Annotated in this window: 19 protein-coding genes; 1 reads left to right on the forward strand and 18 read right to left on the reverse strand. The window is 38.5% G+C overall.

The window, feature by feature from the left end; translation table 11 throughout:
* Positions 1-48: 48 nt before the first annotated feature.
* From LG273_RS09840 to LG273_RS09865, 6 genes are read right to left on the reverse strand one after another with little or no spacing between them, the layout of a single operon-like run.
* A complete protein-coding gene (locus LG273_RS09840) occupies positions 49-1,041 on the reverse strand; it encodes a biotin--[acetyl-CoA-carboxylase] ligase (protein ID WP_379564134.1) in 993 nt (330 codons plus the stop codon).
* Positions 1,008-2,207, reverse strand: coding sequence for a CCA tRNA nucleotidyltransferase (locus tag LG273_RS09845; protein WP_404453138.1), 1,200 nt, complete (start codon positions 2,205-2,207; stop codon positions 1,008-1,010). Before LG273_RS09845 ends, LG273_RS09840 begins: the two co-directional genes overlap by 34 nt.
* Positions 2,208-2,225: 18 nt before the next feature.
* A complete protein-coding gene (bshA, locus tag LG273_RS09850) occupies positions 2,226-3,347 on the reverse strand; it encodes an N-acetyl-alpha-D-glucosaminyl L-malate synthase BshA (RefSeq protein WP_404453141.1) in 1,122 nt (373 codons plus the stop codon).
* Positions 3,344-3,766, reverse strand: coding sequence for a methylglyoxal synthase (locus tag LG273_RS09855; RefSeq protein ID WP_379564140.1), 423 nt, complete (start codon positions 3,764-3,766; stop codon positions 3,344-3,346). Before LG273_RS09855 ends, bshA begins: the two co-directional genes overlap by 4 nt.
* A 12-nt stretch (positions 3,767-3,778) precedes the next feature.
* The gene (gene dapB, locus LG273_RS09860) at positions 3,779-4,570 is read right to left on the reverse strand and encodes a 4-hydroxy-tetrahydrodipicolinate reductase (RefSeq protein ID WP_379564142.1); all 792 of its coding nucleotides are present in this window, start codon (positions 4,568-4,570) and stop codon (positions 3,779-3,781) included.
* Between the two features lie 35 nt (positions 4,571-4,605).
* Positions 4,606-4,905 (reverse strand): nucleotide pyrophosphohydrolase, encoded by a 300-nt coding sequence (locus LG273_RS09865; RefSeq protein WP_404453145.1) that lies wholly within the window; start codon positions 4,903-4,905, stop codon positions 4,606-4,608.
* 168 nt (positions 4,906-5,073) lie between these two features.
* Here LG273_RS09865 and LG273_RS09870 point away from each other — a divergent pair, with 168 nt between their 5' ends.
* Positions 5,074-5,949: a YitT family protein gene (locus LG273_RS09870; RefSeq protein ID WP_379564146.1), complete on the forward strand. Its 876-nt coding sequence runs from the start codon at positions 5,074-5,076 to the stop codon at positions 5,947-5,949.
* A 94-nt stretch (positions 5,950-6,043) separates the two neighbouring features.
* Here the strand turns inward: LG273_RS09870 and LG273_RS09875 are convergent, their stop codons facing one another.
* The 12 genes from LG273_RS09875 to hisC all read right to left on the reverse strand — a co-directional run bounded on the left by LG273_RS09875 (position 6,044) and on the right by hisC (position 16,035).
* The gene (locus LG273_RS09875; RefSeq protein ID WP_379564148.1) at positions 6,044-6,730 is read right to left on the reverse strand and encodes a zinc metallopeptidase; all 687 of its coding nucleotides are present in this window, start codon (positions 6,728-6,730) and stop codon (positions 6,044-6,046) included.
* Positions 6,731-6,795: 65 nt separating this feature from the next.
* A complete protein-coding gene (locus tag LG273_RS09880; RefSeq protein ID WP_379564150.1) occupies positions 6,796-7,071 on the reverse strand; it encodes a sporulation protein YpjB in 276 nt (91 codons plus the stop codon).
* Between the two features lie 48 nt (positions 7,072-7,119).
* The gene (locus tag LG273_RS09885) at positions 7,120-7,701 is read right to left on the reverse strand and encodes a DUF1405 domain-containing protein (protein WP_404453149.1); all 582 of its coding nucleotides are present in this window, start codon (positions 7,699-7,701) and stop codon (positions 7,120-7,122) included.
* An 89-nt stretch (positions 7,702-7,790) separates the two neighbouring features.
* Positions 7,791-8,567: a c-type cytochrome gene (locus tag LG273_RS09890; RefSeq protein WP_379564154.1), complete on the reverse strand. Its 777-nt coding sequence runs from the start codon at positions 8,565-8,567 to the stop codon at positions 7,791-7,793.
* 16 nt (positions 8,568-8,583) lie between these two features.
* A complete protein-coding gene (qcrB, locus tag LG273_RS09895) occupies positions 8,584-9,258 on the reverse strand; it encodes a menaquinol-cytochrome c reductase cytochrome b subunit (RefSeq protein WP_379564156.1) in 675 nt (224 codons plus the stop codon).
* Positions 9,259-9,264: 6 nt separating this feature from the next.
* Entirely contained in the window at positions 9,265-9,777 is a 513-nt protein-coding gene (locus LG273_RS09900; protein WP_379564158.1) for a ubiquinol-cytochrome c reductase iron-sulfur subunit, read from the reverse strand.
* Positions 9,778-9,934: 157 nt separating this feature from the next.
* Positions 9,935-10,396, reverse strand: a complete 462-nt coding sequence (locus LG273_RS09905; RefSeq protein WP_404453153.1) for a YpiF family protein — start codon at positions 10,394-10,396, stop codon at positions 9,935-9,937.
* A gap of 111 nt (positions 10,397-10,507) precedes the next feature.
* Positions 10,508-11,083 (reverse strand): ReoY family proteolytic degradation factor, encoded by a 576-nt coding sequence (locus LG273_RS09910; RefSeq protein ID WP_379564162.1) that lies wholly within the window; start codon positions 11,081-11,083, stop codon positions 10,508-10,510.
* 40 nt (positions 11,084-11,123) lie between these two features.
* A complete protein-coding gene (locus tag LG273_RS09915) occupies positions 11,124-12,392 on the reverse strand; it encodes a tetratricopeptide repeat protein (RefSeq protein WP_379564164.1) in 1,269 nt (422 codons plus the stop codon).
* Between the two features lie 130 nt (positions 12,393-12,522).
* Positions 12,523-13,806: a 3-phosphoshikimate 1-carboxyvinyltransferase gene (gene aroA / locus LG273_RS09920; RefSeq protein WP_379564166.1), complete on the reverse strand. Its 1,284-nt coding sequence runs from the start codon at positions 13,804-13,806 to the stop codon at positions 12,523-12,525.
* A 25-nt stretch (positions 13,807-13,831) separates the two neighbouring features.
* On the reverse strand, positions 13,832-14,932 hold the full coding sequence (locus LG273_RS09925) for a prephenate dehydrogenase (protein WP_404453158.1): 1,101 nt from the start codon (positions 14,930-14,932) through the stop codon (positions 13,832-13,834).
* The gene (gene hisC / locus LG273_RS09930) at positions 14,929-16,035 is read right to left on the reverse strand and encodes a histidinol-phosphate transaminase (protein ID WP_404453161.1); all 1,107 of its coding nucleotides are present in this window, start codon (positions 16,033-16,035) and stop codon (positions 14,929-14,931) included. Before hisC ends, LG273_RS09925 begins: the two co-directional genes overlap by 4 nt.
* Positions 16,036-16,038 lie beyond the last annotated feature (3 nt).

Raw genomic sequence — 16,038 nt, forward strand, 5'->3', positions numbered from 1 at the left:
CCTTCTAACTGTGTGTCTTGTGGTAAGTGCTTATAGTATTTCAGTTTATTATTCCACAAACCAGTCAATTTCAGCTGAATAAATTTTCTCTTTGTTACCATTTGCTAATTCAACTAGCAACGCACCGTCCGCTGCAATCCCAGAAAAGATAGCCTGCTTGTTCTCTCTACCTTGATGGTAAGAGATCTTTTCACCAATTCTAAATCCATAGCTTTCCCATTTTGTTTTAATTTCGGAAAAACCACGCTTTAAAAAAGTATCGTATTGGGCTTCCATTGCTTGCAATATTTGTTGAACAAGCGTTATGATCTGCCATTCATTAGCCGTTTCTTTTCTTAATGAAGTAGCTCTATAATGAATGGCGTCAGGTAATTCATTATCAGCTTGATTAACATTCAATCCCATACCAATCACCACATACTGAATACGATCTTGTTCAGCTTGCATTTCTGTAAGAATTCCTGCTACCTTTTTATTTTCAATCAAAATATCATTTGGCCATTTAATCTTTGGATTTATTCCATCATATTGGTCTAAAACATCAGCTATCGCTGTTGCTGTCATAAGCGTTAGCTGTGGTGCCATATATGGCGGGATTTCTGGACGTAAAATAACACTCATCCATATACCTTTTCCTTTTTTAGAATGCCAAACACGGTCCATTCTCCCCCTGCCACTAGATTGTTCATCTGCTATTATCACCGTGCCATGTGCCGCATTAGTACGGGCTGCTTCATGTGCAACAAGCTGTGTAGAGGAAACCGTTGACTTATGAATAATCTCTTTACCCAACCAGCTAGTGTTAAGACCCCATTTGAGCGTATTTGCACTTACGTTCTCTGAGAAATGCTTTATACGATATCCCGTTTTAGGTTTTGCTTCAATCACATAACCATCTTTCTCAAGCTCCTTCATATGTTTCCAAATTGCTGTTCTGGAAATATGTAATTGCTCTGATAGTTGCTGACCTGATATATACGATTCTTTTGCATCTGCAAGTAGTTTAATTAGTTTGCTCCTGGTGGATTCGATTGTAACCACTCCTTTAAACGGTCCTTATCATTAGGTAATTCCCGCATTACTACTAGATACTCCAATTCATGCAAACGTTTTTGGATCCAAGGGCCTTTATCCACTCCAGGAAATTGTCCCACAACATCATTTCCATTTAATTGGAGTTGGTTTCTCGTCTTTATTGGGAGATCTGTCGCAATTCTTTCTATTTCTTCATATGATGGTCTCTTTTCCAAAAGAGCCTTCAATAGCCGTCTAAAAGCTCCATATAAATGACGTGGCAATTGATAAATAGTCCAATCATTCAGATCGTACGTTCGGTAATTAATCACAGCCCGAATTAGCAGTGTTGCTTCCTGTTTTGTTTGATTGGATGCCTTCCATGCTTTAATCCAGTACTGTATAGTGATTTCCTGTTTTAATAAATGGAAAAAAGCAAACACTTCTGCAAGACTATGTAAGGGAGACTGCTCTCTAGGCAATCGTTTTATTAGGTCTGAATGTTCTTTAAATACAGGTAATTGGTAAACAAGTTCGGTTGTTTTTAATTCATCAAATGCTTTAGAGACATACGTACCTGCAAAGAACTTTTCCATTTCGTTAGAGATTCGCTCTACTGCGAGTTTATTCACTTCATGTTTCAATGTATTAATCTGTTCTTTCGTCTCTAGATCGAGTGAAAACCCAAGCTGACTTGCAAACCGGACTGCACGGATCATTCGAAGCGCATCTTCTCTAAAACGGTCGTATCCATTTCCGACAGTACGAATAATCCGATTGGCTATATCTTTCCGTCCATCGAATAAATCAATAATTTTACCTTGTTTGTCCATTGCCATTGCATTTATGGTAAAATCCCGTCTTTCTAAGTCCTTGTCAATTTTATTAATAAAGGAGACCTGGTCAGGATGCCGTTGATCTGAATAAGCTCCATCAATACGGAAAGTAGTGATCTCATAAGACGTGTGTAAATGTCGAACGATGACTGTACCATGTTCAATACCTACCGGGATGACCTTTTCGAATATTTTTTGTATAAACGTTGGAGTTGCAGAGGTGGCGATATCCACATCCCTGATCTCTCTACCAAGTAAAAAGTCACGTACACAGCCACCAACGAAATATGCCTCATGTCCGTTATTTTCAATATTTTCGATAATGGCAGTTGCCTCTTTAAAAGGATGGTCAAGCATTTTTATCACCACTACTATTTAGTCTAATACTTTATAATAGAGTTGCACATATTGTTGTACGATGGACTCTGAATTAAAGTAGCCTTTCGCTCTTCGTAAAGCATTTTTTGAAAATTGTTCTAACTTTTCTGTGTCCTGTAATAATGTGATTGCAAGATCTGCAGCTCGCTCTGTGTCTCCAAGTTCTACGATATAGCCGGTCTCCTCATCATTCACCACTTCTGGAATGCCACCAATATTTGTAGCAATACAAGGAACTTCACAAGCCATGGCTTCAAGAAGAACAAGTCCAAAGCTTTCTTTTTCAGATAGAAGTAGTTTCAAATCAGAGATTGACAATAGATCACGGATGTTTTTTTGTTTTCCGAGAAATAGTACTTCATCTTCTATATTTAGATCTTTTACAAGCTGTACGGCATTCATATATTCTGGACCATCACCGATTAATAATAATTTACTAATCACAGAAGAACGTATACTATAGAAGGTTTGAATAATATCCTCCAGCCGTTTTACCTTTCGGAAATTAGATATATGAATAATGACTTTTTCATCTGGTTGAATTCCATATTGTTCTTTCAACTGCGGCACTGTATGCTTATAATACTCTTTTTCATTTACAAAATTATAAATAACCTCGATTTCTTTGTCCACAAAAAGCATTTCCTTCGTTTGTCGTACTAAATCTGCGGAAACCGCTGTAACAGCATCGGACTGCTCGATACCATGTCTTATCATTTTTTGAAAAGTATTATCTATTCCAAGTACCGTTATGTCTGTACCATGTAGTGTGGTTACAATTTTAACATCATGTTTTGCAATGTCTCTCGCAAGTATGGCACACACAGCATGGGGCATAGCGTAGTGAACATGAAGAATGTCAAGCCTTTCTCTATCGATCACCTCTGCCATTTTCGTTGCCAGAGCAAGATCGTAAGGCGGGTATTGGAAAACAGGGTAATGATTTAATTCCACTTCATGATAAAAAATATTTGGGTAAACCTTGTTTAAGCGGAAGGGCAAGCTTGATGTAATAAAATGGATTTCGTGCCCTTCCTCTGCTAAGCGTATCCCAAGTTCAGTAGCAATAACGCCAGAGCCACCAACTGTGGGATAGCAAGTAATACCTATCTTTTTCATTCCTGTTTTTCCGCTTCCTCTCTATCCTTTATAATCTTTCTCCAATCTAACTCCCCTTCATTTAATCCACGAATGAAGATTTCAGCGGCTGCAATATTTGTTGCAAGCGGAATTTGATGCACATCACAAAGGCGCATAAGAGCACTTACATCTGGTTCATGTGGCTGTGCCGTCAATGGATCCCTGAGGAATATAACCATATCCATTTCGTTACTGGCAATCATAGCGCCAATTTGCTGGTCACCACCAAGCGGACCTGACTGAAATAAGTTTACAGGTAATCCAGATGCCTCTGTAATCTTCCTGCCTGTTGTACCTGTTGCAAACAATTCATGTTGCTTTAAAATGGATGTATAAGCTATTGTAAATCCAATAATTTCTTGCTTTTTCTTATCATGTGCAATTAAAGCAATATTCATTTCTATTTCCCCCTACAAAACATTTTCTAATCCATAGATAACTTCTTCAATTTCCATCACCTTATCTGACGCTAGTTTAATTCCTTCCATGAAAGAATTGCGGTTAATGGAATCATGTTTAATGGTTAATGTTTGTCCAGCGCTCCCAAAAATGACTTCTTGGTGAGCAACCAAGCCAGGTAAGCGCACGCTATGGATGCGCATCCCGTCATAATCGGCACCTCTTGCTCCAGGATAGATCTCTTTTTCTTTCGCATGTCCTTGCTCTTTATACTCTCTTGACGCTTTAATCATCTCAGCGGTCTTAACTGCTGTGCCTGAAGGAGCATCTAACTTGTTATCGTGATGCTTTTCAATAATATCAACGTCTGGGAAATACTGTGCTGCTATTTGGGAAAACTTCATCATTAAAACAGCGCCAATTGCGAAGTTTGGTGCGATAATACAACCGATCTTTCTCTCACTAGCTAGCCATCTTAATTCATCGAGCTGTTCCTCTGTAAAGCCAGTAGTTCCAACAACAGGACGAATCCCGTGTTCCATCGCTGCTTTTGTATGTTTGTAGCCTTGCTCAGGTACGGTTAATTCGATTAGAATGTCTGCTTCAATTTCTGAAAAGCATTCTACTGCATCTTCAAAAATTGGGACCTCTAAATTAGGCAACCCTTCTACATCTTGAAGTGTTCTTCCATTATTTCTACGATCAATACACGCGACCAGGTGCATATCTTCTTGTGATTGTACAAGTTTTATTGCCTCTGAGCCCATCTTCCCACGGGGACCAGCGATAATTATTCTTTTCAATGTTTTGTTCCTCCTTTTGATTAAATCTTAGCTGCTCAGTTTTTTGTCCAGCGATCTTTGTCTCTTGTTTCTATTTTTGTAAGGGAGGTATTAAACGCTTCTGACAAGTCAATGTCCAATGAATTAGCGAAACAGGAGAGCACAAATAATATATCACCTAATTCATCCTCCACTGTTTTTGTTTCTTCTGTTTTCTTTTTAGGTTTTTCCCCATAATAATGATTCACTTCACGTGCTAGCTCACCAACCTCTTCGGACAAGCGAGCCATAAGACTCAATGGTGAGAAATATCCTTCCTTGAATTGGGAAATATAATCATCAACACGTTTTTGCATTTCTTTTGTGGTATAGTCATGAGTAGTAATGATAAAAACTCCTTTACCTTTTATCTTATCTCATATGTTAGCTAATAGGCTGTAATTTGACAAACTTTTTATTCTGACATACCTTTATTGAGTCAGATGATAGAAGTGCAACTATATGTAAGGAGGTATAATTGGCATATGTTTTTAGGGTTAAAACTAAAAAATATTCTGTTTATCTTATTAGGTTCTGCAATCTTTTCATTTGGTATCGTTCATTTTAATATGCAAAATAACCTCGGAGAAGGAGGATTTACGGGGATAACGCTTCTTCTCTACTTTCTATGGGGTTGGGATCCAGCGATAACAAATATAATACTAAACATCCCCCTATTCTTAATAGGTTGGAAATTTCTTGGGCGTACCACATTTCTTTATACAATTATTGGTACGTTTGCAGTGTCTGCTTTTCTAAGTATATTCCAAACATATCAATTTCAAATTGGCCTCCAAAATGATATGACACTTGTCGCTTTATTTGCCGGTGTATTTATCGGAGTAGGGTTAGGTATTATATTCCGGTTTGGCGGTACTACAGGTGGAGTAGATATCATAGCAAGGCTTGTAAATAAATATGCTGGCTGGAGTATGGGAAGGACAATGTTTCTCTTTGACTTTGTGGTCATCACCACTTCCGTATTTGCTATTTTAGATTTAGTGGAAGGGATGTACACACTTGTTGCTGTATATGTTGGTGCTCGGGTAATCGACTTTATTCAAGAAGGTGCTTATTCTGCAAAAGGGACAACCATTATTTCCGCACATAGTGAAGAAATAGCGAAGAAGATCTTAAAAGAAATGGATCGCGGGGTAACAGTTCTCGATGGGCGCGGTAGTTTCTCTGGTGAGAAAAGAGATGTACTTTATTGCGTAGTGGCTAGAAATGAAATTGTTCGGCTAAAGAGTATAATTAATTCTGTTGATCCTCACGCCTTTGTAGCGGTTAGTACTGTGCATGACGTATTAGGGGAAGGATTTACATTAGACGAAAATAAAAATCCTTTATATGACAACTAAATTCAAGTAATTAAAAAGCAACCGAGCGGTTAGTAAGGTAGAACTTACGAGATTCGCTCGGTTGCTTTATCATTAGATGGCCAATTGTGAAATATTATTCTCTGGATGCGGCGTACATAAGGATGAAACGTAGTAATTCCGCAACAGCTACAAGTGCTGCAGCTACATAGGTCATTGCGGCAGCATTTAACACTTTCTTAGTCTCACGTTCCTCATTATTACGAATGATCCCAGTAGAGACTAGCTGCCCCATTGCACGGTTGGAAGCATCAAATTCAACTGGTAGTGTAATTAACTGAAATAATACAGCGGCCGACATGAAAATTATCCCAAATAGGAACAGTTCCATTATACCAGTAAAAAACCCGATAAGGATTAAGAAGAACGACATATTTGATCCTAAACTAGCTACAGGTGCAAGTGCACTTCTGAATTTCAAAAAGGCATATCCCTGGTCATCTTGAATAGCATGTCCAACCTCATGGGCTGCTACTGCTGAAGCAGCCATAGACGGACTATGGAAGTTTCCGGATGATAAACGTACTACTTTCTTTCTTGGATCATAATGATCGGATAGCATCCCTTTCGTTTCCTGGATAGAGACATTATATAAGCCGTTATCATCTAAAATTTTTCGCGCAACTTGTGCACCTGTCATACTGGATGAAGTTGCTTTATTTGAGTATTTTTTATACGTACTTTTAACTTTAGATTGTGCCCACAATGGGATAATCATAATGAGCGCAATGTATATTAGATACCCACCTAACCCACCAAACATCTTTACATTCCTCCATGTTTTTAAAAGTGAATTCCTTATGGTCAATTTTAGTCAAAAATGCGCAATTAGTCAATCATCTTGTCTTGGTCCTTTTTTCTTTCTTCCCCTTTATATTTTCTCCAACTTACATAAGTTAATGTAATTGCAATACAGCCACCCACTATACCAATTGTCCAAAATAACAGGGAATAATTAGTTGAATCTGCTGTTTGCTGGGCTTCTACAGCTGATGAATAAGCCATTACATGCAGGGATGTAGTCAGTAGTGTTATTTTAATCCCTATGAGGAGAAGTAAAAACCAGCAAATTCCTTTCTTAGCCATAGAGATCACCTCACACATATATCTACAATTACTATATGGTTCAGCGGATCAATATATAACAACTACTCAAGCGTTAATGGACTTATTTTTAGTTATTGTAAATTTATAAGCGATTAATATGGAAAGAATACTTAGCCAAAATGTGAAATATCCAATTTCATTCATATAATTGGACAAGGATGAATAAATCGGCATCATTTCAAATACATAGTCAATAACATCATTATGTAACGTCCATATAGCAGCTACAACAATATGGCGAAGCTTCAGTTTATAATATGGAGCATAGAGCAACCCCTGTAAAGCCATCGCGCCATGAGAGAGCATCAGCATATATCCAGCTGGGGAAAGAGATCCATCAACTATAAGGGTGAGAATATTCATGACCACCGCCCAAACACCATATTTAAAAAGTGTTATAATCCCAAGAGCTTCTATATATGGTACGTTTTTTCCAAAGATAAAAAATAGTAGAAACACCGTGAAGAATAAGCTGGCTGTAGGGCTATCCGGTACAAAGATAAGAAAGATTTCAGGAGTAATGGCAAGCTGGCTCCCGTACCACATATACCCATATATCGTACCAAATAAATTAATAACAAATAATAAAATTAAGAAGCGTTTATCTCGTAATATGTAGTTAACCATTGTTTCTCCTTTACACTTTAAGGTGATATAGATAAAAAAACACCTTCACCAATAAATTTCTATGGCAAAGGTGTTTAAGTTAAAAAAGATTATTCAGCTTGTTCATTTACCGAAACAATAAAGTCTACAAGCTGCTGAAGTTCCTCATCATTTCCTTGAAACTGTTCAGGTGGCATAGAGCCAACCCCTTCCACTGCAATGGTAGCAATTTCTTCAGCTGAGTATTCTGTTCCGATAAGCCCAGGAGCAGCTGCACCACCTTGTAGATCTTCACCATGACACTGCAAGCAATTATTTTCATAAATCGCATAGCCTGGATCTTCTGTATCAATTTGTACATCAGAAGCTGGTATCGGCTTGTTTGCTTCCGCACGTTGTTCCCAATCAACATGTGCTGCAGACTCATAAGTTAACCAAATTACAGATGCTAAGCCAAGAAGCATCATACCAACTGCAACTGGTCGCTGATGTGGCCTTCTTCCAGGGCCATTATCAAGAAATGGAGCTAGTAATAGTCCACCAAATGCTAGACCAGGTAAAACTAGGATACCCATAATGGTCCAATCACCACTGGCAAATTCATATTTAAGTAGCTCATACAAAAACAAGAAGTACCAATCCGGTAGTGGAATATATGCCGCATTTGTAGGATCAGCCACACCCTCAAGTGGTGATGGGTGAGCCAGGGTCAATGTTAAAAATCCAGCAAGGAAGACAGCGCCTACCAACCACTCTTTTAATAAAAAGTTAGGCCAAAAAGCTTCTGTTCTTCCGGGATATTCAGAATAATCTTTAGGTACATTAGGCTTCCTCTCTGCGGAAATACGAGAGTCACCTACAAATTTCATGCCTTTTCCCTTATGCACAGCTTTCCCCTCCTTTTTATAATGGTCCTGAAATGCCCTGTCTTCTTATTAGAATAAAGTGTGCTGCAAGTAAACCAAATAGTGCTGCTGGCAAGAAGAACACATGAATAGCAAAGAATCGTGTTAATGTTTGTGCACCAACAATCGATGGATCACCAGCCAGCAATGTTTTCAACTGCGTTCCAATAAACGGTACCTGTTCCGCAATTTCTAAACCAACCTGGGTTGCAAAGTATGCTTTATTATCCCAAGGTAGCAGATAGCCTGTGAAACCAAGGCCGAGCATGATAAAGAAAATTAATACGCCGACAATCCAGTTAAGCTCACGCGGTTTTTTATAAGCACCTTGGAAAAATACCCGCAATGTATGTAGAAGTAACATGACAATTACAACACTAGCTCCCCAATGGTGCATCCCCCTGACAATTTGTCCATGCGCTACCTCTGTTTGCAAGTAGTAGACGGATTTCCAAGCATTCTCGATATCAGGAACATAGTACATTGTTAGAAACATTCCAGATAATATCTGAATCACGACCACAAAGAATGTGAGACCGCCAAAACAGTATACAAACGCAGAGAAATGATGGGCAGGGTTAACATGTTCAGGAACCTCGTGATCTGCGATATCTCGCCAAATTGGCGTAATATCTATACGATCGTCGATCCAATCATAAATTTTTTGTAGCATAAATCATTACGCCTCCCCTTTAGGAATTGCATCACCAAGGAATAACATACCATCTCTAACTTCATGTTCGTAAACATCTAATGGCGCTAATGGTGGTGTCCCTGGTACATTCTCACCGTTCTTATAGTAGCGTCCATTATGGCAGGGACAAAAGAACTCATTTGGATAGGATTCATTCCCTTCCCAGGATACGACACATCCCAGATGCTTACATATCGGGGAAAAAGCTTGAATTTCATCATTTTCATCCCTAAATACCCACGCAGATCTGCTAACCTCAGATTCGTACCAACCATCGACTTGTTCAATTTTCCAATCAATCCGTTGAGGCTCTGTGGTAATATCCTCAACAGCAAGACTAACATTGGTCAACCCACCATGTTCAGACTCTTTAAGGACTGGATCAACAGCCATACGTACCATTGGCATAAGCATACCAGCAGCCATAAATCCACCAACGCCTGTAAGCGTATAATTTAAAAACTGTCTACGGGATACTTGTTGCTTTTTTTCACTCATCTGTTTCCCCCCTCTTTCCAATAATCACGGGTCAATTATTCGTTAATTATTATATTACTAGGACATTACCATGATAGCGTAAACTGCTTGTCCGGTCAATAAATATTCAGCCTAATAAAAAAATTATCTGATTAAAATGTAAATGCATACATTTTTATTATACCCAATAGGAACGAATCAATTCCCCTAACTGTTCGACCTGGTCTTTTATGACAGATCGCATTTCTGCTGACTGCAGATTACCAGATTTACTTCCAGGTAACCAAAGAAGTGTCCCATCCATTTCCTTCTCTGATTTTTTCCAAGTTGCATCAAAGGTAAGGAAGAAAATGTGCTCAAAAGGCTGTTCTTTGGCATCCTGCACCCACTGGTTAAGACGGTCTATTTCCTTATCTTTGTTACTGTTTTTCAGGTAATGTAAGGTTGGTGCAAGCAATACCCTCCCTGTTAACTCTTTCTCTATTTCATTTGCAAGAATATGGATAACTTCCCCTTGAAACGTACTGGACCCCAATGTATTATCATTTGATAGTTGAAAAGGCACAAGCGGGATTAATACACTATCAATATATTCTTTTGCCTCCATATATTGTTCCATATCGCTTTTTTTCCACTTCATTGTTCTCCCTCATCCTCTCCTGAATTTAGCCAAATAAAAATGATAGCCTGTCAAGGTATCTTACTTCTTACAATACATAAATCTTATCTTATTAGATTAAAAAAAATCAACCTATTGCTCCTGCAAAGGTTGATTTTGGGAAAACGAGTCTTCTAATTCCTTTAATTCGTCCGAAAGCGTAAGAAATCTTTCTTGGTCCATCTTATCTAGTGCGATGTCAATTTCTTTTATTAAGTAGTTTCGTTTGAAAGTGTAAATGGATCTTTCCAGAAGTTCCTCTGCAAGTTGCTGGTCTTTTTCGGTTATAAAGTATTCATCAGGAATATATGGATTTTCTTCTAATACAGCTACATATGCTGCGTTTTGGTAGGATTTTTTGAAATTTAACTGTAAATATAAAGGTTCATTATGATTAAGCCGGATGTCATGGAACGATTTTTCAGCATCTGTGGTCACCAATTGATTTTTATAGAATCGAAACGGTGTCTCTTCGGAACAGTGGCTGGTCATGATAATCCCTCGAGGGCAAAATTTTGCTTCTCGAACAAAATGAACATTTGCCAGGATTTCGTCATGGTTGACCAAATAATTTAAGATCCATACACTTTCTCTTTTTTTCAGTTGATAATGATTAAGAAACCACTGAAGAAATCCTTTTTTATCTTGTATGGAAATCGGAGTTTGCATCTATTTCAGTCCCCCTTTAATTATCTGTTCTTAACATGTATTACACATCATTACTGGCTTGTTTTAAACGACTTAAAAATCCTTCCACGTCATCATCCAATGGTTGCTGGGCCATATAAGCATCCAACACAGTTATGGCTTCTTGAATCCTCCCTTCTTCTGTAAGAAAATAACCGTATTCCTTCAAAAAGTCACTATCTTGATTAAGGCTATTATATGCTTCCTTATAATGGTTTAATGCATCTTTATATAATTCTAGTTCATTATAAGCTCTGGCAAGTTCCCATTCGTATAGTGGATCGTTAGCTCCTGTACTCTTTATTTCGCCAACAAGCTCAATAATCCCTTTAAAATTCTCGTTATTTTTTAAGAGTTCAATTAAAAATAGGACTCCTTCCTTATAGTCTGGGTCTATTGCCACGGCTTCGCGCATCCACTTTTCGCTTTCCTCATTTTTATTAAGTTTGTGTGCTAATTGACCAGCCATAAAATAAAGTTCTTTATTGAACTCATCATACTTTAACCCATTTTTAGCAGTCTCATAAGCTTCCTGTTCTAGTCCTTCTTCTTCATAAACCCCGGCAAGCTTATGATAAACCGTATGGTAGTAGGGATCTGTTTCAACTACTCTCTCCCATGCTTTTATTGCAATGTCTTTACGATCAGCTTGATTTGCAGTAAATCCGTATTTAAAAAGGGAATCAGAGTTTTCCATTTCTTGATCCTGATAAATTTCTAATGCCTTTTCGTATTCACCTGAAGCAGCTAATGATTCAGCGCGTCGATCATTTATTGAAACGTTTGCGATTTCTTTAATCTCCATACTCGCCACTTTATCATAGTAATTTGTTGCTCCCCGATACTCCCCAATAGAGAATAGAAGCTCCGCGAGAGCAAAATCAATAATGGGTTCATTTGGAGCTACTTGCTTGGCGTTTAATAGTTTTTGCTCCGCCACTTCAAACAGACCTTGTGCTTGATAAAGATCAGCAAGCTGGATTAATACCTGAACATAAGCCTCATCTTCTTCGTCTACTTCATTCAATAACTCAATAGCATCTTCATCTTTTTCCAATTCTATATAAATATCAGCTAATGATATCTTTAGCTCACTTTCTTGTGGAAATAAGTGGAGTAGTTCTTCTAAAATTACGGCTGCCTCCTGAAGAAATCCCCACTGAATATAAAGTTCGGCTATCGTGTACTTTTCTTCATGGTCAGCTGAGGGCAAATACCCTTCTAAAAGCTGTATCGCTTTTTCGGATTGTTTAGCCTCCATCAAACGGACAGCTTCCATAATAGTTTCCATCTACTTTAGCATCCTTTCTTTCCGTACCTTATCATTATAGGCAAACATATTGCTCTAATACAAAAGAATCCGCTATAAGCAGATTCTTTATTAATCAAAACATAGGTGATTCTGATAAAACACTAAATTGTTATTTTATACGGTTTAAATCCTCAAAAAAGCTTGGATAAGATATGGCGATTGAGGATATATCATCTATAATAACATCCTTTTCGGTAATTAATGAAGCAATTGCACTCATCATTGCAATCCGATGGTCATGATAGGAAGCTGCTTTTCCACCTCGTAAGGATGTTTTTCCATGGATAACCATTCCATCCTCTGTAGCTTCAATGGATGCTCCAAATCCGTTTAATACTGTAGTTACAGCGGAAATCCGGTCTGTCTCTTTAACACGTAACTCTTCAGCATCTCTTATAATGGTTGTACCTTCAGCTTGGGTTGCTAATAAAGCAAGTATGGGAATTTCGTCAATAAGTCGCGGAATAATATCCCCTTCTATGATAACACTTGTAAGCTTTCCAGCCTCAACCGTAAGATCCCCAAAGCGCTCTCCACCAATCTCCTTTTCATTTTCTATCGTTATATAGACACCCATTTTTTGCAGGACATCAAGTATTCCTGTACGGGTATCATTAAGCCCCACTCGTCGTAAAGTCAATTTACTTCCAGGGACAATTGCAGCAGCAACTAAAAAGAAAGCAGCAGAGGATATATCGCCAGGCACATGAACATCTGTAGCAATTAAACTTTTTTCACTTGTGATAGTAGTTGTGAGTCCATTACTTTCGATGGAAGCACCGAAGGCTTTAAGCATTGTCTCGGTGTGATTACGTGTTAAGCTAGACTCCGTGACAGTTGTTTTCCCCTCAGCATGTAATCCCGCAAGCAGTACCGCAGATTTAACCTGAGCACTTTTGACTGGGAGCGTATAATCGATAGCTTTTAATGGCTGACCAATGATAGATAAAGGTAAATATTCTCCAGAATCTATGCCTTCTACCCTAGCCCCCATTTGTTTTAAAGGCTTCATGACTCGATCCATAGGTCTTTTCGTTAAGGAGGGATCGCCATATGCGTGAGTTGTGAAAGGTAAGCCGGATAGCACGCCTAACATTAATCTGGCAGTCGTACCAGAATTTCCAAAGTAGAGCTTCTCAGCTGGTTCTTTTAGAGCTAAGATTCCCTTTCCATCTATATGCAATTCATCCCCATTCTTATCAATGGAAACACCCAAAGATTGAAAAGCTTTAACAGTTCGCATACAGTCCTCTCCATCGAGAAAATGACGAACACGCGTTACACCCTGTGCCATTGCTCCGAACATAACGGCACGATGGGAAATAGATTTATCTCCAGGGACATCTATTTCACCATGTAACGAATGATCGGCTGGTTTTAATCGTTTCTCCATTGGGTAACCCTCCCTGTTTATTAAATTATTTTTCTACCATTGTTTCATAACCTTGCTCGGTTAATAACTTACTGGCATTGTTTAAGAAGGATTGCGAAGAAAAAGATAAGCGTAATGCCCCAGTTATCCCTTCCCTTATTTCCAATATTTGAATGTTATTAATACTTATCGAGTTTTCTGCTAAAAGTTGGGTTACCTTGGCGATCGCTCCTGTTTGGTCACGAATATCAACGTATAGATCATAGAAGGATGGAATTACTCCTCGTGTCATACTGCCGAGACCGTCCCGATAATCTTTGGCATCTTCTAGATAGGAGGTCATCGCCTGCTTATCTTTATTTTCAACAAGTTGCTTTAAATAGGTCATTTCGGTTATCCATTCATCCAGTAATTGAACCATTTTTTCTCGGTTATGATGGAAAATATCCTGCCAAAGTACTGGATTGCTAGAGGCAATTCGCGTAATATCTCGAAACCCCCCAGCAGCAAGATTTGGCAAATATTGATGGGCTTCTTCCCATTTCCTCGCCTGATGAACAAGTGAGGAAGCGATGAGATGGGGAAAATGGGACACAACTCCCGTCATTTCGTCATGCTCTTGTGCATTTAATTCGAGAAACTTACAATTGGTTGAAATAAGTATTTCCTTCAAACGTTTAACATAGCTTTCTTGGTTTGGTTCACTTGCCACAAGGACATAGATAGCATTTTCAAACAAATGGGCTTTTGCTGCCTGTACCCCTTTTTTATGAGAACCTGCCATAGGATGGCCACCAATAAAGTATACATGCGGGTTATTTAAACTAGAAGCAGCTTCCATTATTGGCCTTTTTACGGAAGATACATCTGATACGATAACATCCTTCTCGAAAGATACTTTATCAAGCTGGTTCATTAAATTTATGGTTTGGGTGATCGGGGCTGCTAGTATAATATAATCTGCTCTTTTTGCTACTTCCATTAAATGATTGGTAGCCTCATGGATCATTCCCATTTCTAGGGCAAATTGCAATGTTTCTTCGTCTGTGTCGTATCCTATTACATAATGATCGTTTTGGCGAACCACGCTTTTAGCAATCGATCCACCAATTAGACCAAGTCCTGCGATTACGATAACTTTTTTCACACGGATAGCCCCTTCGTTAATTGTTCATGATAGTTCTTCAAAATTTGTTTTAAGGACGTCATATCTTCTTCCATACCAACCGTCATTCTAATTGTATTTGGACAACCTAATAGTTCTCCAGGACGTACGATAAATCCTCTCTCAATTAAGTGTTGGAATACATCCATCCCACTCACAGGGGTAGAAACAAGTAAAAAATTGGTTTGTGAAGGAAGGTAGTCCCAGCCCAAGTCATCAAGAAATGCTTCGAACGATTTCCTAACAGCAAGGTTTGCGGAATAAGTTTCCTTAATAAACGTCTGATCTTTCATCGCCAAAAGTGCAGCTTTTTGGGCGACAGATGTTGTATTAAATGGGCCACGAATGACATCCAGCTTCCGAATCAGCTCAGGATTAGCAATTCCATAGCCGACCCGTAACCCCGCTAGACCATATGCTTTGGAGAAAGTTCGTAAAATAATTACATTAGGATAACGGGAAAGAAACTTGATTGCTTCAGGGTCTTCCTCTTTCTCCATATATTCATAGTAAGCTTCGTCAAGAGCTATCACTACGTGTTCAGGACATTTATCCAAGAAATCGTATAATTGTTCTTTTGGTATGACACTACCAGTGGGATTATTTGGTGAGCAAAGCCACATCACGGTTGTGTTCTCATCAATTGCCCAAAGCATCTTTTGCAGATCATGATACCCGTCCACGGTTGGGATTTCCTTTATCTCCGCACCTTCAATTAATGCATTATGTTTATATTGCGGAAAAGAAGGTGTAGGCATTACGACGTTAACACCAGGGTAAAGAAAGGCTCTACTGATCATTTGTACAATTTCTTCAGATCCACTTCCAAAAATAATCTGATTTTCAGTCACCTTATATTTTTCAGCGACAGCTGTCCGAAGCTCTGCCGTATAGCCATCTGGGTAAATATGAAAATCAAAGGGGTTCTCTTTAAAATAAGCTTTTACAGAAGGCGAGAAGCCATACGGGTTTTCATTCGAAGAAAGCTTGACGATTTTTTCTAAGCCGTAAGCTTCTTTAATCTCTTTCATTTGCTTTCCTTGTTGGTATGGAGTTAACGTATCTAGTATTTTTTTTCCCTGCATAAA

The sequence above is a fragment of the Oceanobacillus kapialis genome (assembly GCF_044790185.1).
In the GTDB taxonomy this organism is placed as follows: domain Bacteria; phylum Bacillota; class Bacilli; order Bacillales; family Amphibacillaceae; genus Oceanobacillus_B; species Oceanobacillus_B kapialis.